Origin of the sequence: Cellulosilyticum lentocellum DSM 5427 (assembly GCF_000178835.2) — a bacterium.
Lineage (GTDB): Bacteria > Bacillota > Clostridia > Lachnospirales > Cellulosilyticaceae > Cellulosilyticum > Cellulosilyticum lentocellum.
In genome coordinates this window covers 4055100-4072329 of sequence record NC_015275.1, presented here as the reverse complement: position 1 = coordinate 4072329, position 17230 = coordinate 4055100, and the positions used below count along the sequence as shown (strand labels likewise).

The 17230-nt window shown below is 33.7% G+C and carries 16 protein-coding genes and 1 pseudogene; 15 read left to right on the top strand and 2 right to left on the bottom strand.

The genetic code is table 11. The annotated features are described in order from the left end of the window. The first annotated feature begins 2 nt into the window (after positions 1-2). The 3 genes from CLOLE_RS18680 to CLOLE_RS18670 all read left to right on the top strand — a co-directional run bounded on the left by CLOLE_RS18680 (position 3) and on the right by CLOLE_RS18670 (position 2047). Positions 3-308, top strand: coding sequence for a hypothetical protein (locus CLOLE_RS18680; RefSeq protein WP_013658680.1), 306 nt, complete (start codon positions 3-5; stop codon positions 306-308). Positions 309-379: 71 nt separating this feature from the next. Beyond that, a complete protein-coding gene (locus tag CLOLE_RS18675; RefSeq protein WP_013658679.1) occupies positions 380-664 on the top strand; it encodes a WXG100 family type VII secretion target in 285 nt (94 codons plus the stop codon). A gap of 12 nt (positions 665-676) precedes the next feature. Continuing rightward, positions 677-2047 (top strand): hypothetical protein, encoded by a 1371-nt coding sequence (locus CLOLE_RS18670; RefSeq protein WP_013658678.1) that lies wholly within the window; start codon positions 677-679, stop codon positions 2045-2047. Here the strand turns inward: CLOLE_RS18670 and CLOLE_RS22610 are convergent. Further along, a protein-coding gene (locus CLOLE_RS22610; RefSeq protein ID WP_242825752.1) for an IS3 family transposase occupies positions 2035-3176 on the bottom strand; the annotation gives its coding sequence in 2 pieces (ribosomal slippage) (positions 2035-2927 and positions 2927-3176; 1143 coding nt in all). The genes CLOLE_RS18670 and CLOLE_RS22610 overlap by 13 nt on opposite strands. Before the next feature lie 544 nt (positions 3177-3720). Between CLOLE_RS22610 and CLOLE_RS18655 the strand changes: the two genes are divergently transcribed. The 11 genes and pseudogenes from CLOLE_RS18655 (at position 3721) to CLOLE_RS18595 (ending at position 13146) form a co-directional block, all read left to right on the top strand. Then, entirely contained in the window at positions 3721-4029 is a 309-nt protein-coding gene (locus CLOLE_RS18655) for a WXG100 family type VII secretion target (RefSeq protein ID WP_013658676.1), read from the top strand. A gap of 27 nt (positions 4030-4056) precedes the next feature. Beyond that, the gene (locus CLOLE_RS23935) at positions 4057-4980 is read left to right on the top strand and encodes a DUF4176 domain-containing protein (protein ID WP_013658675.1); all 924 of its coding nucleotides are present in this window, start codon (positions 4057-4059) and stop codon (positions 4978-4980) included. A 9-nt stretch (positions 4981-4989) separates the two neighbouring features. After that, the gene (locus CLOLE_RS23685) at positions 4990-7149 is read left to right on the top strand and encodes a DNA/RNA non-specific endonuclease (protein WP_013658674.1); all 2160 of its coding nucleotides are present in this window, start codon (positions 4990-4992) and stop codon (positions 7147-7149) included. Between the two features lie 16 nt (positions 7150-7165). After that, a complete protein-coding gene (locus CLOLE_RS18635) occupies positions 7166-7648 on the top strand; it encodes an antitoxin YezG family protein (RefSeq protein WP_013658673.1) in 483 nt (160 codons plus the stop codon). 665 nt (positions 7649-8313) lie between these two features. Beyond that, the gene (locus tag CLOLE_RS18630) at positions 8314-8754 is read left to right on the top strand and encodes a hypothetical protein (RefSeq protein ID WP_013658672.1); all 441 of its coding nucleotides are present in this window, start codon (positions 8314-8316) and stop codon (positions 8752-8754) included. Beyond that, positions 8755-9153 (top strand): hypothetical protein, encoded by a 399-nt coding sequence (locus CLOLE_RS18625; protein WP_013658671.1) that lies wholly within the window; start codon positions 8755-8757, stop codon positions 9151-9153. It abuts the gene before it with no gap. 374 nt (positions 9154-9527) lie between these two features. Further along, positions 9528-10130: a DNA/RNA non-specific endonuclease gene (locus tag CLOLE_RS18620; RefSeq protein WP_013658670.1), complete on the top strand. Its 603-nt coding sequence runs from the start codon at positions 9528-9530 to the stop codon at positions 10128-10130. 11 nt (positions 10131-10141) lie between these two features. Continuing rightward, a pseudogene (locus tag CLOLE_RS24085) lies at positions 10142-10620 on the top strand (immunity protein YezG family protein). A gap of 414 nt (positions 10621-11034) precedes the next feature. Next, on the top strand, positions 11035-12357 hold the full coding sequence (locus tag CLOLE_RS18605) for a hypothetical protein (RefSeq protein ID WP_013658669.1): 1323 nt from the start codon (positions 11035-11037) through the stop codon (positions 12355-12357). Then, the gene (locus CLOLE_RS18600) at positions 12357-12617 is read left to right on the top strand and encodes a hypothetical protein (RefSeq protein ID WP_013658668.1); all 261 of its coding nucleotides are present in this window, start codon (positions 12357-12359) and stop codon (positions 12615-12617) included. The genes CLOLE_RS18605 and CLOLE_RS18600 overlap by 1 nt, the downstream gene beginning before the upstream one ends. A gap of 274 nt (positions 12618-12891) precedes the next feature. After that, on the top strand, positions 12892-13146 hold the full coding sequence (locus CLOLE_RS18595) for a hypothetical protein (RefSeq protein WP_162145092.1): 255 nt from the start codon (positions 12892-12894) through the stop codon (positions 13144-13146). Between the two features lie 248 nt (positions 13147-13394). Here the strand turns inward: CLOLE_RS18595 and CLOLE_RS18590 are convergent, their stop codons facing one another. Beyond that, entirely contained in the window at positions 13395-14876 is a 1482-nt protein-coding gene (locus CLOLE_RS18590; RefSeq protein WP_013658666.1) for a sialate O-acetylesterase, read from the bottom strand. Positions 14877-15160: 284 nt separating this feature from the next. Here CLOLE_RS18590 and CLOLE_RS18585 point away from each other — a divergent pair, with 284 nt between their 5' ends. Further along, entirely contained in the window at positions 15161-17182 is a 2022-nt protein-coding gene (locus CLOLE_RS18585; protein WP_013658665.1) for a beta-galactosidase, read from the top strand. The last annotated feature ends 48 nt before the right edge of the window (positions 17183-17230 follow it).

The following is a 17230-nucleotide window of genomic DNA, read 5'->3' as shown; positions in this document are numbered from 1 at the left end:
AAATGTCAAGAGCGACTTCAAGTAAAGAGAAGGCAATGAAGATAAGAGAAAATATGCTTGATGAGTTTTGGAATCTTGTAAGAGAAGTGGTTAGTTGCGAGTACTGGAAAGGAGATAGCATAGAAGTACTGAAGGATGAATTTGTACGTATGAATAAAACCATTATAAGTATAGCAAAAGACATAGAAGAGGTTGCAAAGACGTATAGCACATTAGATTCAGCTGTAGAAGCGGCAGCAAAGGACCAGCAAAGAAAAAGGGCTGAAATGCTAAGAACTAAGAGAGGATATAATGGCAGAATTATGTAGGGGTAAGATAGAGAGAAATGTGAAAGGCGCTATAGCATAACAAGAGAATAACTATTGAGGAGGGGAGATTAATGTCAGCATCATCTTTAGCAAGTAAAGTTCAGCAAACTTTAAGTACCTTGCAAAGTAGCACTAGGCAGATGAAAGCAGATGTGGAAGCCGTCAAAAAGAACTGGAGTGGAAGCAGTTATGATAATTTTAGAGCTTCATATTGTGAACTAGAAAAGAAATTTTCAACATTAAACAGTAGCTGGAGAAATGTAGCAAGTCGATTAAATAGTTTATCAGGAGCAGTAGAAGCAGCAGAGAGAGAGAAAAGAGCTAAGTTAGCAGCAGCTAAAAGTAAAAATAAGTAAGGGGGGATTTTTATGCCAGATGAATTAAGGGTTGAGACTGATGAACTAAGTGAGCTATCAAGGAATATAGATAGATGCTATAGAAATGTATGTTCGAGCTATAAGAGAGATATCAATAGTATTAAGAGAGAGATGGAAAATATTATATCTAGATATAGTGACTATGGAAGTGTAGTAAGTTCTGCTAGGGGAATATTATCTAGTTTAAAGGAAATAGAGTATAAAACAGAGAGTATAGAGGAGCATAGCCAGAGACTTGTGACTAATACTAAGCAGGCTGCAACTTTGTATAAAGAAAGCGAGTATATGTCTAAAGGTGTCCTTGATAAAGGAAGATTAAGTGTTGGTAAGACTATTAAATTTCCAGGAAGTATTGGTAGTAGTAATATTTCATTTAAAGCGAGTAATGAATTAGGCGAGAAGAGTCAAGAATGGGAAGAAGAATTTCTACTAATTGGAGGTAATCAAGCAGAAAAGTTTGCAAGAAGTGAATCGGACATAGCTTATTTAGAAGGTGGTATTTTATACGAAAGTATAGATGGAAAAATATATAAAAATGGAGAGTTAGTAGCGGAAAAAGATTATAAATATATTCCGCATGAAGTAGGTGGTTTACGTGCCACAGATGGAAATGGTACTTTTGCAAGAGCTTATGTAGAAAACAAAACAGTTTATGAGCAAATAGGAAAGCAAATATATAAGAATGGTGTACTAATACCAGAAGAGAACTATAAATATGTACCAAAAGAGATTGGGGGAATAAGGGACACGATCGGAAAAGGAAGTTATGTTATAGTATCTCAAACATATGTAGAAGGAGATACCATATATCAGCGCATAGGAGGAATTATTTATAAAAATGGTAAGAAGATAGCTGCAGATGATTATAAATATATCCCTCAAGAAATAGGGGGAATAAGAGAAGTAGAAGGAAATGGAGATTTTGCACAAGGATATAAAGAGGGAGAACATACCTATATTAGGATTGGAGATATTATTTATAAAAATGGTAAGGAAGTGTCTAAAAATGATTATAAGTATGTACCACAAGAAATAGGAGGACTTAGGAAGAGTGTTGGTAATGGTAGATACATAACAAATGGGTTAGCAGAGATGATAAAGAACAATAGTAAAAACATAGAGAGTGGGACCGAAAATACACAAGAGGATACAAGCTTATCATATTGGGAAATACCACAACAAGTAAGGAATAGATTACCTTCACAATGTGCTTTTATAGATAGGATTATGCCATATGTTGAAAAGGTACATAAAGAGACGGGAATACCATGGCAATTTCTAATTGCGCAATGGAGTATAGTCAATAGTTTGGACACGATTTGTAACGAAAAATTTGTTGAGATCAACAATTATGCGTGCTGATCCCAGTATTCTGCTTCTAACTCATTTGGCGTTTTATATCCAATCGCACCGTGGGGAAGACGATTGTTATATAGATTTTCAATGTACTCGAAAATATCTAGTCGAAGTTCCTCTAGGGTATGATAGCTTCTGCGATTGGTGCGATTCTTTTTGAGATATTTGAAAAAACTTTCACAACAAGCATTATCGAAAGGGTATCCTTTTTTAGAAAATGACTGCACAACATTATAGGAATCTAAGAGATTTCTAAATGCAAAAGCAGTATACTCAGCTCCCTGGTCAGAGTGAAATATGAGTCCATACTGAACATGACGGCTTTTATAAGCCTTATTAAAAGCTGACATTGTTAAGGTGACATCGTGGTTGCTAGCTATGTGCCAACTAATGATTTTTCTAGAAAACAAGTCCATGACAATGCAAAGATAATACCATTTACCATTAACTTTTATGTAAGTGAAATCACTAGCCCAGACAAGATTTGGAGCCTTTTGGTTAAATTCCTGATGGAGGTGATTATCGCATTCTCCCTGATCGTGATGTTTTACTCTACAAGGTTTATCTGTAGACATTTTAGGAAGAGACATTGATTGCATCAGTCTGTACACTCGTCCCACGCTGATGTTTATACCATAATCACGACTGAGGATATATGTGATTTTATAAGCACCAAGACATTTATCATAGTCAGAATAAATCTGAAGAATGACACGTTTGATATTTAGGTTTTCCCTTACTCTTGGAGCAGATTCAGAGTTGAAGTGCTTATAGTAAGTGCTGCGATTTACGTTTAGTACACGACAAAGGGTTTTGATATCATGCCGAAAGCGTAGTTTATAAACAGCATCTAGTCGCTCAGAGAGTGTGGCGTGAATATGGCAATCGCTTTTTTTAATATGAGGTTTTCCTCCTCAAGTTGAGCCATTCTTTTTTGCATTTCTTTAATTTGTTTAGCAGTTAGGACTTTGCCATCATCGGTCTCAACAGTAGAATATTGTTTAATCCATTTAGCGAGCGAAGTCTGTGAAATATCATATTCTTGGCAGAGAGAAGTCTGAGTTTTGCCATTATGATAAAGTGCAACGATTGATTTTTTAAAATCTTCATCATAACGAGTTTGTTTAGTTGCCATGTGGGCACCTCCTTTTGTGTCTACTTTAATATAATCACTAATATCAAATCGTGTCTACTTATTTAATATAGATCCAAGAAGATGTAGCTATAACTTATTTGTATTATATGGATGGTGAAATTTGGAGCGATTATAAAGGATTACTCTTCAGATTAGAAAAGATAGATTAAACGGTTTAGAAGTATCAAATATTACTAAGCTATTATACATAATAAGGAGGATGAAAATGTTTATTTTACGTTCCTTAAAATGTTTGTTAGTTTGTATGATAGGAGTAATATTATTATAGATAGCTTCCAGTAGGGAGATGATAGGTATAAAAGGGCATACATAACGTAAATGTGTATGTCCTTTTTTATTCAGTAGATATAGATAATTTTTATAGGAATATATTGGAGATAGATGATAGAGAAAAAGGAGCAGTTTCTTAGAAAAAATATAATAGCGGGCACTTGTTGAAAAAATCTGATGATTGAATTAAAATAATAATATAAAAAATTTTTAAAATTAAGACATTGTTGAAATGTAAGTTAGGAGGGATAAAATGAGTAACATAAAGTCAACTATTGATAGTATATGCTATGAGATAACTAATCAAGCTCAAACTATAAATAGCAAAGTAAATAGTGTTAATTCAGTATGGGATGGAAATTCAAATGATGCATTTAATGAAGCTCATAAAGAAAACGTACAGTATGCTAGAGAAGCTAATCGAAAATTAGAAAGTATAAAAAGCCTCGCTCAAAGTTTGGATAGCAGCATAGCTGCAGCGGATAGAGACCGTGCAGAAAAAAGAGCAAGAGAAGCAACTGAGAGAGCAAGAGAGGCAGCTACAAGAGCAAGAAGAAAATAAATATTTTTATAATGAGGAGGATAGATGATGAAACAACAAATGATTTATGAAGAGAGCGAAGAATTTCCTATTCAAACGTTATCTATTATTGGGGAATTTAATGAATGGCAAAAGGAAGGGGTACCTTTTGAAAAAAATGAACAAGGTATCTGGGAGACAGAGGTAGACTTCCCATTAGGAAAAAGTTTATATAAGTTGATTGTTAACAATGAAATGACACTGAATGATCCTTTGGCAAATCTCTATGCACCAGATAAGCAAGGAGAACTTATGTCTGTCATGTTAATAGATGAGGAAAGAAAATCTAGGCTCTACAATAATGAACAATATCACTTAGAATTAAGCTCTTATAGCATAAATAATTATATTAGCCAGAGATTAGAGGTTATTAATAGAAGCTATTTTTTAGATTCTGATAGAAAGATTGTCATAGGTATAGGATTTAAAGCAATTACAGGAATACATACAGTAACAGTAGCATGGTATAGCCCAAATGGTGTGTTACAACGTTTTGCTGAAAATAATTTGATGCAGCCAGAAGATCAAGAAGAAGCAAAACTATGGTTTTGGCTACCTTTAGAGCCTGATTTGCCATTAGGACAATGGCAGCTTCGAGTGTTTATTGATGGGCAATTTATTTTAAAGGATACAGTAGGCGTTAGTGATAAGCGAATAGTTCCAACTAGAGAAATAGAACTATTACCTATTGGAAGTGTCGTATTACTAAAAGATACTAGTAAAAGAGTCATGATATATGGTAGAGGACAAAAAGGAATAGATAGCGATAAGGTGTGGGATTATGTAGGTTGTTTATATCCAGAGGGGAATATTGGACCTGATCATACTTTTTTATTTGACCATGAACAAATTGAAAGAATTGATCATAAAGGGCTTCAAGATGAAGAAGAAGCTACCTTTTTAACAGCGTTAACCTCTGCATTAAAAGAATAGGAGAATAAAATGGGCAGAGAAATCGAGGTACAAACCGATGCACTGATTAGTTTGTCTAGAGATTACAGGCGTTATGGGCAGAATATTTATAGTAAATATAGGAGTGGATCTAGTCGCATAGAAAGTGAATTATCCAGTATTTTGAGAAAGTACCCAGAATATAGCAGCGTTACAAGTAAGGTTTATAGTATACAAAGTAAATTACGTGAGACAGAGCAGTACATAAAAAGGCTAGAAGAAAAAAGTAATAAGATTAGTATGGGTCTAACAGAGGCGGCAAAAGCTTATACTTCCTCAGAGCAAGATGCTAAACAGCTTCTCAATAACAACAAATTACGTGTAGATGGTTTAGGGGGAAGATCGGTAACCACAAATGTGAGTATCAGCACAAAAGTTGTAAGTAAAAAAGAAGAAAGTATAGGAGACAAAATAGGTAATCTATGGGATAATGCAGTAGATAAAATCAAGGATGTAGTAGATGATGCTACAGACTTTGTCACTAATTTCGACCTCTCAGCTACCATATCAGGCATAAGTAAAAAGTTTCAAGATACAGTGTCTAACATTAAAGAAAAAGTTTCAGATGTAGTGACGCACATTCAAACCAAGGTAAGTGATTTTGCTGATAAAGTAAAAGGAAATGTCATAAGCTTTGCTAGCGGTGTAAAAGATAAGTGGGATGATTTTACTAGTGGTGTAGGGAACTTCTTTAAAAAAGCAAAGGATACATTAGCTGATTTTGGAGAAAAGCTACTAGGTGGTATGAAAAATATAGTAGATCGATTTAGCCAAGTAGTGGGAGACACCATTGAATTTATCATTGAACGTAAGGATGATATCATAAATGGTTTAAAAAAGGTAGGCGTTTTCTTACTAGATGGTACGCAGTTTGTGTTAGATATCCTAGGGCTTATACCAGGAGTAGGGGAGCTAGCAGATGCTGTTAATGGGCTCATTTACCTAGCAAGAGGTGACCTTTTAAACGCAGGATTATCTTTTGCAGCATGTATTCCTTTTGCAGGTTGGGCAGCAACAGGAGGAAAAATAGTAGGAAAGATAGCTAAAGTAATTGATAAAATTGGAGATGTTAGTAAAATAGTAGATAAGGTGAAAGATGTAGGAAAGGTTCTTCTTAAATACGGAGATGATGCCCTTAAGTTTGTTATGAAAAAGGGAGATAATGTTATTAACTTCCTTACCAAGAAAGGTAATGAGCTATGGAACTTTATTAGTAATAGCAAGATTTATAATAAAGTAGATGAGATTATCAGTGTTATTTCCAAAAAGGGAGAAGACATTCAAAACTTCTTAGTAAAACAAGGAGAAAAGATAAGCCTAGGTATGAAAGAATGGTGGGAAAAACAATTGAGGATGGGTATCCTTCCACCAGAAATTGCATCATGGATTAACCGGGGTATGGGAGAACTAGGCGAAGAAGTTGCAGAAGAAATAGGAGAAGAAATTGTAGAAGAGGTTATAGAAAAGGAAGTAAAAGAAGAGATAGTAGAAGAATTAGCAGAAAGAGCCTTTAAAGACATAGACTTTAAGGATATAGAAAAGGTAGTAGAGGAAGGGGACATCTTAAAGGTAAAACTTAAAGATGGTACTGAAATCAGCTACAAAAAAGCAGATTTATCAGCAGATGAATTGAAGAAGTTAGAAGATAGTAAGCTTATTGTGGGGGAAGGTAAGGCTGGGGTAGTAGAATATGGGGAACAGTATGATAAGATAGGAAACAAGAAGGTATTAAAATCAAATGTTGAATATATAGATTCTAATGGTTATAAGTATGTAACCGATGACAAGGGACGTATTTCAAATGTACAAGGTAATTTACAATTAGGAGAAGGAGTGAGAAATGAATATGCACAGAGGACAGTTGGTGGAGTAGACAGATTACCTACAGATGATGGTGGGCATTTAATAGGGAGTCAATTTAATGGATCAGGTCAGATTGATAATTTAGTACCACAAAATAGTAGCATTAATAGAGCAGGAGGAGAATGGTATAAAATGGAGAAGCGCTGGGCTGATGCACTAAAAGAAGGAAGCAGCGTGAATGTAAATATTACACCAATATATGAAGGTGGTTCAGTTAGACCGAGTGTATTTAAAGTGGATTATTGGATTGATGGGGAAAAAATCTCAAAAAAAATTATAAACCCATAGAAAGGATGAAAAGATTATGGAGCAACAGTTAGCAACGTTATATAATAAATTAGCAGATAAAATTATTTCAATGATACCTGTTAAATGGAATAAGATATACTATCTAGGAGAGGTGGAAAAGGGGAAGTTAAGTTGGTCATCAGTTTTCTATTTTGAGGAAATAAACAGCAAGGAGATAGTTAAATCGCATGGTATACCTGAAAAATATAATGTATCGGAAAAAATATATGATGAATTACTTGATGAACTAGATGTGATATTAATTGAAATATATGATTGTTTTATAAAAAATAATCAAGAGCCATGGGAACAATTAAGCTTTGAGTTAGATATGGCAGGGAAATTTAAGATTGATTATTTATATAATAAGATAAGTAATACAGAAGATGATCAGCTACAAAGAGAAATTATCTGGGCATACGAGACTTTTGATTTTAAGCCAAAAGAAGGAAGTTACACAAGAAAAATTTTAGAAAAATATATTGCAAATAAGAAATAGGCAATCAAAACAATAAGATTATGCTCCTAATACGCCAATTAAGTTTACTCCGAGGACACTCAAAAAGTAGATAGTACCGTCAATAATATAGAGGAGATTATCAAACCTTTCAACCAAAGAAGAAGGAATCGTAAATTTAGGTATAAATACATCATAACAAAACAACTAATAGTACAAATAGGCATAGGTGTAAAGCTTATGCCCATTTTGTTTGCTATAAGTATTTGTAAGAAAAATAAATGTGCAAAGAATAAATAAAGGAAGTATCATAAGCTTTGCTAGCAGTGTGAAAGATAAGTGGGATGATTTTACTAGCGGTGTAGTGAAATTCTTTAAGAAAGAAAAGGATACATTAGCTTAGAAAATGGAAAAAGATTAGATTCATATAATCCGTTTACAAAAGAAATTGTATCAAGGAAGGCTACAGATTTAAGCGAGATTGATATAGCTACCTATGAAAAATATCTAAAAGAATTAGGTAATAAATATGAGCCTGGTACAAGAATAAGATCGAATAAATATCCACAGATAGACGGACAATTATTAGAAGGTAAATTTGTACTTGAAATTCCTGAATCAAATAGAGGATTTAGTCAAATTGATGAATATATAAAGCTAGCTAAGGAAAAATATAATGTTGAAATAAGATTTAGGAGTGAATAAAGATGTTAAGTCAAAATATGATTAATTTTATTGAGAAAGAGGGACTTGTAGATAGGTATAAAGAAATTTCTGAAAAATATAGAGCTAAAGGTCAAATTCCTATGGAAAAAATAGAGATAGATAAAGTTAAAGAGATTATACAAGAACTAGGATATAGTGCAAAATATTATAAAAGAGAAAATTTCTTTAAAGTTATATTAAAGCAAAACGACAGGATACAGATAGGTTATAATATAGGACTAAAGTATGGACTTGTTGAATTAATTATATTTATTTTTGTAGATGGCCAGTGTATAGAAGGAGCTCCAATTAGTTTTATTATACAACAATACACACAGGAAGAAGAGTTAATAAAAGATCCAAGATTTTGCAGTTATGAAGAGTTAAAAGAAATATTAAAAAGTATGTTTGAATTACTAATGAAATACAAGGAGGAAGAATAAGTGGGAGTAAGTCTAACCTATATAGTAAAAAGAGATATCCAATTATCTAATGAAGAAAAACAATCTATTAATCAAGTTATAGAAAGTTATAGAATTAAAGATTTAGATGAGATGGACTGGAAAGGTGAAAATATAGATATACCCCAATATAATACATATAAATCACCTATTATATTGGAGGGTAGTATAGAAATAGGTCATTATGAAGATGATTATGAACGTGAAATAGAAGAAGTAGTTAGATGGTGTTACTGCTTAACAGAGATATATAGAAAAATAGTAGATGGGGATTGGAATGTTAGATTAGGTGATGAAGAACTATTATTTGATACAGAAACAGGGTTTCATTTAAAGAGACTGCCTAAATCTCTTCATGAAGACTTGAAGCCGATAATATAGGAAATATTTTAGAAAAAGGGAAAGTCTATTGTGCTGCTATAGAAATACATATTTACTATATAGACATATAAATCCTATTATTGAGACTAGTTATAAAGGAATATCTAAAAACAATTCATATTCTCTAGTGGAAAGGAGCGTTAGGTGAAAATAGATTAAGGAAGCACTATAACAATATGGTTGGTAAATTAGATGAGCTGATTCCTAATGAATGGCGCGAAGTAGTGATGTATGTAGAAGAATTAGGAACAGTAAGAGTAGTTCAGCCTTAATAGGCGTAAGTTCAGTGCTTATGCCTATTTTGTTTTATTTCGAATAGATATTTAATAGAGAAAAACTTTAAAGAAATAGACTTCAAGGATATAGAAAAAGTAGTGGAGGAAGGGGATATATTAAAAGTAAAACTTAAAGATGAAACAGAACTCAGCTACAAAAAAGCAGATTTATCAGTAGATGAAATAAAAGAGCTAGAAGGCCTGAGTGAATACATTGGTAAGTTGACAAAAGTTAATTACGGTGATCAGTATATAAAAGGTAAGAATGGAAGAAAAGAATTAAAAGCCAATATAGAGCATACAACACCAGGAGGGCATACGTACAAGACGGATAGTTTAGGAAGAATAGATAGTGCAGAAGGAACATTAACAAAGAATACAAGTAAGCGAAATGTTTATAATCAAAAAGTTGAGGAAAGAGAAGATCGATTAACTACGGATGATGGAGGGCATTTAATAGCAAATATATTTGAGGGTTCAGGTGATTTGGATAATTTAGTTCCGATGGATGTTACTTTAAATCGTGGGGATTGGAAGTACATGGAAAATACTTGGGCAAGGGCCTTAAGTGAGAATCCGCCACTAGAAGTACAAGTTAAGATAGAGACTATTTATAGTGGGTCATCTAAGCGTCCAATCTCTTTTGAAGTACAGTATAAAATTGGTGATGGAAAATGGAGATTACATGAATTTGAAAATTGAGGAGAGAAATTATGATAGCAGAGAGTCAGTTAGCACCTTATTACAGTAAGATAGCGAATAGGTTAGATGAAATTGTTCCCTCTGAATGGAGCGAAATAGTAATGTATGCTGAGGAATTAAGAGATGTTAGAGGGGTGAGTTTTTACTATAAAACATCTCAAGAACAAGAATATAAAGCTGGTGGGAAAATACCAGATGATTATGGAGTTAGCACAAAATTTTTTTTAAACTGATCAGGGAGTTGATGGGGATTGTTCAAGAGTTATGGCTAGAATTTGTAAATGCAGGTGAAGAAAAATGGTATGCAGTGATTTTTAAACTAGATTTGGAGTATAAATTTAAAATAAAGTATAGTTATGAAATCGATAGAAATGTTGGATATTTTGAGAGAGAAATCTATTGGGCATATGAGCAGCTAAATATTGTACCAGAAGATAGTTTCGAAAAAAAGATATTAGATGAATACTTACAACAAAAAGAAATAAAATAGTATAAATAGGCGTAAGCGCAGAGCTTACGCCTATTTTAGTGACTCCCATAAGGTTTGTAGATAGAATAATACTTCATACCTATAGCACTGTCCTACAGAATGCTTAGGGGATGCTAGGCTTAAAAGGTTTATTCAGTTAACTACATACCAAAGTAGGACTCATAAAAGTAGCTGAGTTTTATTAGAGAAAAAAAATAATAGCATCGTACAAATAATATTAATGTTATTGAAAAATTCAGTAAAATAGAATAATATTAAGTTAGAATATTTAAAATAATAAGTCTAAAATTAAGAAGAAGGATTAAAGATTATGGTTGAATGTATAATGATTTAAATAATTAAAGCTAGATATTTTGTAGGGAATTCTCTAGCCAATGATTAGAGAAGATTATCTTAAAAGAATAGGAGGATAAAATGGGGAGGGAAATCGAGGTACAAACCGATGCACTGATGAGTTTGTCTAGAGATTACAGGCGTTATGGGCAGAATATTTATAGTAAATATAGGAGTGGGTCTAGTCGCATAGAAAGCGAACTATCCAGCATTTTAAGTAAGTACTCAGACTATAGTAGTGTCACAAGTAAAGTTTATAGTATACAGAACAAATTACGTGAAACAGAACAGTACATAAAAAGGCTAGAAGAAAAAAGTAATAAGATTAGTACGGGTTTAACTGAAGCAGTAAGAGCTTATACTTCTTCAGAACAAGATGCTAAAGAGCTTCTTAATAAAAATAAATTACGTATAGATGGTCTAGGGGGAAGGCCTGTAATTACACGTGTGAATATTGGTACAAAGGTTGTTAGTCAGCAAGAAGAAAGCATAGGAGATAAAATCGGTAATCTATGGGAGGATGCAGTAGATAAAATTAAGGATGTAGTAGAGGATGCTACAGACTTTGTCACCCATTTCGACCTATCAGCTACCATATCAGGTATAAACAAAAAGTTTCAAGATACGGTGTCAAATATTAAAGAAAATGTGTCAGATGCAGTGACACATATCCGAACCCAAGTAAGTGATTTTGCCGAAAAAGTAAAAGGAAATGTCATAAACTTTGCCAGTGGCGTAAAGGATAAGTGGGATGATTTTACTAGTGGAGTAAGCAACTTCTTTAAAAAAGCGAAAGATACACTAGCTGATTTTGGAGAGAAGTTACTAGATGGGATAAATAACATAGTAGACCGATTTAGCCAAGTAGTAGGAGATACCATTGATTATATTATTGAACATAGGGATGACATTATAAATGGTTTAAAAAAGGCAGGTGTTATTCTACTAGATGGTGCACAATTTGTGTTAGATATCCTAGGATTTATACCAGTAGCAGGAGAAATAGCAGATGCGGCTAATGGATTGATTTACTTGGCGAGAGGTGACTATTTAAATGCGGGTTTATCTTTTGCAGCATGTATTCCTTTTGCAGGTTGGGCAGCAACAGGAGAAAAAATAGTAGGAAAGATAGCTAAATTAACTGATAAAATTGGAGATGTTAGTAAAATAGTAGATAAGGTCAAAGATGTAGGAAAGATTCTTCTTAAATACGGAGACGATACCGTTAGGTTTGTTACGAAAAAAGGAGATAATGTTATTGACTTTCTTACCAAGAAAGGTGATGAGCTATGGAACCTTATTAGTAATAGTAAGCTTTATAATAAGGTACATGAGATTATCAAACTTATTTCTAAGAAAGCAGAAGAATTAACGTATTACCTAAAGAATACTGTGATGAGGTAGTGCTTAGCGCAAATGATGATATATCAATTATTGAAAAGGAACTTGGTTTTCCGAACGGGTATTTTAGTGATGGCAGTGGATTGGTAAGAATTGATGTTGATGATGTTATTGGGCTTAATTTAAGACTTCCAAGTGGGAATGAAACTGGTGATAATTCATTATGGATTCCAAGTGGGTATATACCTGGCAATGTGCCTGAGGCGATTTCTGACATAATACCATTGGAGCAAACAGTAATAAGTAAAATTAAGGTAGATTAGGAGAGAGAGAAAATATGAATTATTATGAGTTAATAACTAAAGCGATTGAAAATGATGAAATTCAAAATCTGTTAAGTAGATAAAAATAAGTACAAGTTATCTCAAAAGTAATTTTTGAAGATGGTATGAAAAAAGTATAACTTTAATATTATTTAAGAATAAATAAACGGATTAATGAATTTCGTATTCACTACATTAAAAAAAGACCTATAGTTATCTCGAATCATGGACTGTTATAAAAGTGGCATGCTAGATATTAGATGGTATAAGGGGAATGAATATGATGTTAGGAGAATGTAATAAGCTTATAAAGCAAGAGCAGTTATTTGATTATAATATATATGATGAGCATGAGTTTAGACCAAATGAAATATGCGTAAGAAAATTAAAGCATGCATATATTGTTTTTGTTATTTCTGAACGATGTGAGCCCATGGAATCGACTTTAGAAGAGTGTATGACTGAGCCGGAAGCTTTAGAAAGTCTCATCTATAGATTAAGGGAGCATAACAGATTATTTCATAAGTAATGTAGTTGCTTATTAAGGTAAGATTTCTCTTATTTCTAACATGTAATTTAATTAGAGTTAAACTTTAGGCCTGCAACTCAGTAAAAGAATATCATGGATATTCAAGATATGTAGAAGGTAGAATTAAGAGAGATGATTATAGGAGGGGTTGTTACATAATCTTTACATACAAAATAGGCGTAAGTTCAGTACTTGCGCCTATTTTGTTTCTCTAAAAATAGGTATCTATATTTAACTATAAGTTTAGATTACAATATCTTACAAAATGGTGCTACAGGAAGAGTATTACTATCAAAAATTTTAGCCTCACAAGAGCTTTCAAGACAATAGTGAATCTTTAGAGGCTTAGGAATAGCTGTACAATCTAATAGGATTTGGTTATCACAAATTTCTGCTAAGATTGGATGATTTTGTCCTAAATAATCTACTACGTTGATATAAATAGGTTCATTAGGCCGAACAAGAGGTAAGCCATCGCCCTCGAAGAGAAGGTGAATATGAGAGTCTATAAGCTTTGCTTCATACAACCTAGGACTTTCCGCGGCTATATTCTCATTGTAGAGATACTTTTGTACTAAGGCTGCTAAACGAACAGCTACAGGTCTTTTATCTTTAGGATGAATATCATCCATTTCACCAATATCCGTAGATACTACCATATAAGTATGAGGGACGGTTCTTGTAACTTGTTCCTGAGCTAAACGTTGTTTACCCCATAAATAAGGATCGTTAGGGGCTGCATGGGTGTTAAAGTTAGGAAGTTGTACATAGAAGAATGGTAAATCAGGATTCTCAAAGACCTCTCTCCAATTTTTAATAAGGATTTTAAAAAGGTTGGTATAAAGATGAGAAATGAGTTCATCGCTTTCTCCTTGGTACCATAGTATTGCCTTAAAATGAAAAGGAACAATACGTTCTAGCATAGAATGATAAAGAACAGAAGGCGTATTGGTATCAAAGGGACCAAAAGGTTCTGTAGGCCAAATGGTAGTTTGTTTACTAATATAGTGACAGATATTAACGAGATACTCACCGAAGGCTTTCATGTAGGCAAGAGGGTCTACTTCCTTGAGTCTTTGTTCGAAGTCTTTATAGTAAGCAAGTAGCTCATCGTCTTCCTTAAAATAGTCCTCTCTAATCCAAGTGCAAATAGGGCGTCCACCAAAAGAACAATTTACTATACCAATAGGAATCTTGTAAGCGTTATATAAGTGACTCGCAAAATGGTAGCCTATAGAAGAAAAGTTATGAATATGTGGCCAAGAGCAAGGCTGCCATTTAAGATCAGAAGTTTTAATTTCCCAGCCTATAGTATCATCAGGACTTATGTAGGCAGTGCTACCTTCATAAGGCTTAACGACCATATCACAAAGGCGTACCACGGGTAAGTTAATAGAATACAAATCTAAATCCCCATTATTTGTTTCTCTAAGTGGCATAGCCATATTAGACTGTCCACTACAGAGGTAGACATCACCTACTAAAATATCAGTTATAATAATAGCTTCATCGCCACAAGTCACCTTCATCTCTAAACTGGGACCTAAACACAAAGGCTCTAAAGTAATACACCATTTATTATGGCTAATCGTTGTAGAATGTACCTGCTGGCTAATGGTGAGAGTAACTCTACTCTTATTAGGCCCACTTCCCCATACCTTAACGGCAGCATCCCTTTGTAAAACCATATGACTATTAAAAATCTCTGCTAACTGAAAAACCTCACTCACGGCTTATCCTCCTTGTGATACGTAGTCTTTAGAAATATATTTTTAATATTAATGTGTATTTTCTTTTACTAAGCCCTATTTTATATCATAATCCCTTCCAATTGTTATTGACAAAAATGCTAAGGATAACTACATAAAATTGTGGATTGTAATCTAAAAAAGTTCAAAAAATGGGGATAAATGTTCACCAATTTATCTGATAGGCATAAGGCAAGCCTTATGTTAGGATAAGTTTGATAGCGAAGGTATAAAAGAAAAGATAGATGACAATGGGAGGGAAAGTTATGATTAATGATGAGAAGGTAAAGAAAATTTTATTTGGTGGCGACTATAATCCAGAGCAATGGCCAGAGGAAATCTTAGAAGAAGATATGAAACTTTTTAAAAAAGCTGGGGTAGATGTTGTAACTCTCAATGTATTTAACTGGGCTATGCTTCAGCCAAGTGAAGAAGAATATGACTTTTCAAGGTTAGATAAGGAAATGGACTACTTAAAAGCAAACAATATGAAAGTTTGTCTAGCTACTTCTACAGCAGCTCACCCAGCTTGGATGGCTAAAAAGTATCCGGAGATTCTTCGCACAGAGTTTAGTGGCATGAGGAGGAAGTTTGGTGGACGCCATAATTCTTGTCCTAATAGTTTAGTTTATAAAAAATATGCAGTACGTTTAGCAACCAAGCTAGCAGAACGTTATAAACACTATGACAATATCGTAGCGTGGCATATTTCAAATGAGTTTGGTGGTAAATGCTATTGTGATACGTGTGAAAAAGCCTTTAGAGTATGGTTGCAAAATAGATATAAGACTTTAGAAGCTTTAAATAAAGCATGGAATACAAGCTTTTGGGGACATACCTTTTATGCTTGGGATGAAATCGTTGTTCCTAATCTTCAAAGTGAGCACTTTGAATGGGAAAGAAGTATGTTCCAGGGTATTTCTCTGGATTATGCACGTTTTAGTTCAGACAGTATGTTAGAGTGCTACAAAGAAGAGTATGAAGCTATCAAACGTATAACACCAGAGATTCAAATAACGACTAATCTTATGGGCTTTTATAAAGAATTAGATTATCATAAATGGGCTAAATATATGGATTTTGTTTCTTGGGATAACTATCCTTCTACTGATGATCCTTATTATAAGATGGGGATGGACCATGATTTAATGAGAGGACTTAAGGATGGCTTGCCTTTTGCTTTAATGGAGCAAACACCTAGTGTAACGAATTGGCAGCCTTATAATAACTTAAAAAGGCCTGGAGTAATGCGCCTTTGGAGTTATCAAGCTGTAGCACATGGTTCTGATACGATTATGTACTTCCAAATGAGAAGGTCTATTGGTGCTTGTGAGAAATATCACGGGGCACTGATTGATCATGTGGGAACAGGAGAAACCAGGGTATTTAAAGAATGTGAAGTTCTAGGAGCAGAGCTTGAAAAGCTAGGAGATGAAATTATTGGCTCTGTGGTGAAGTCTAAGGTAGCTATTTTATTTGACTGGGATAACTGGTGGGCACTAGAATATTCAGCAGGTCCAAGTAAAGAACTTCGTTATATCAAAGAAGTATTTAAATATTATACAGCCTTAGCTAAACAAAATATTAATATAGATATTATCGGTGTAGATGCAGACCTGTCCCCATACCAATTAGTTATAGCTCCAGTACTTTATATGATAAAAGGTGATTATCATAAGAAACTAGAAGAGTTCGTAAGAGCAGGTGGTCAGTTTATAACAACCTTCTTTAGTGGTATTGTAGATGAACATGATTTAGTAACTATAGGTGGTTACCCAGGAAAATTAAGAGAACTTCTAGGTATATGGGTAGAGGAGATTGATGCCTTACCACCAGGGGAAGCAAATAAACTTGTTATGACAGATGGACGTATATATAGTGCTGAGCTACTATGTGACTTGATCCACTTAGAAACGGCGGAAGTAGTAGCAGTCTATGGTGAAGATTTCTATGCAGGAACACCTGCTGTTACAGTCAATCATTTTGGGAAAGGTAAAGCTTGGTATGTTGGCAGTAGCTCTAGCGAAGAATTCTTCATCGATTTCCTTAAAGAATGTCTAGAAGAAGTAGAAATTAAACCTATTATGACTTTATCTGAAGGTTTGGAAATTACAAGACGCTATAAAGCGGAGATAGAATATACCTTCATTCTTAATCATAATAAGGAAGCTAAGGAAATTACATTTGATCAAGAGTATGTAGATTTACTAAGGGATATTACCTACAAAAAAGGAGAAGTTTTAAACTTAAGTGCAAAAGATGTTTTATTATTAAAAGCAAATGATTGATATAAAGAGTAGATGCCAAGAGAGGCTAGATAAAGGTGGATAGGAGTC

What these genes read in the sequence shown, in the direction of transcription:
- CLOLE_RS18675 (WP_013658679.1), top strand. Translation starts at nt 380, where the DNA reads ATGTCAGCATCATCTTTAGCAAGTAAAGTTCAGCAAACTTTAAGTACC.
- CLOLE_RS18605 (WP_013658669.1), top strand. Translation starts at nt 11,035, where the DNA reads ATGGGGAGGGAAATCGAGGTACAAACCGATGCACTGATGAGTTTGTCT.
- CLOLE_RS18635 (WP_013658673.1), top strand. Translation starts at nt 7,166, where the DNA reads ATGGAGCAACAGTTAGCAACGTTATATAATAAATTAGCAGATAAAATT.
- CLOLE_RS18670 (WP_013658678.1), top strand. Translation starts at nt 677, where the DNA reads ATGCCAGATGAATTAAGGGTTGAGACTGATGAACTAAGTGAGCTATCA.
- CLOLE_RS23685 (WP_013658674.1), top strand. Translation starts at nt 4,990, where the DNA reads ATGGGCAGAGAAATCGAGGTACAAACCGATGCACTGATTAGTTTGTCT.
- CLOLE_RS18630 (WP_013658672.1), top strand. Translation starts at nt 8,314, where the DNA reads ATGTTAAGTCAAAATATGATTAATTTTATTGAGAAAGAGGGACTTGTA.
- CLOLE_RS23935 (WP_013658675.1), top strand. Translation starts at nt 4,057, where the DNA reads ATGAAACAACAAATGATTTATGAAGAGAGCGAAGAATTTCCTATTCAA.
- CLOLE_RS18585 (WP_013658665.1), top strand. Translation starts at nt 15,161, where the DNA reads ATGATTAATGATGAGAAGGTAAAGAAAATTTTATTTGGTGGCGACTAT.
- CLOLE_RS18680 (WP_013658680.1), top strand. Translation starts at nt 3, where the DNA reads ATGTCAAGAGCGACTTCAAGTAAAGAGAAGGCAATGAAGATAAGAGAA.
- CLOLE_RS18655 (WP_013658676.1), top strand. Translation starts at nt 3,721, where the DNA reads ATGAGTAACATAAAGTCAACTATTGATAGTATATGCTATGAGATAACT.
- CLOLE_RS18595 (WP_162145092.1), top strand. Translation starts at nt 12,892, where the DNA reads ATGAATATGATGTTAGGAGAATGTAATAAGCTTATAAAGCAAGAGCAG.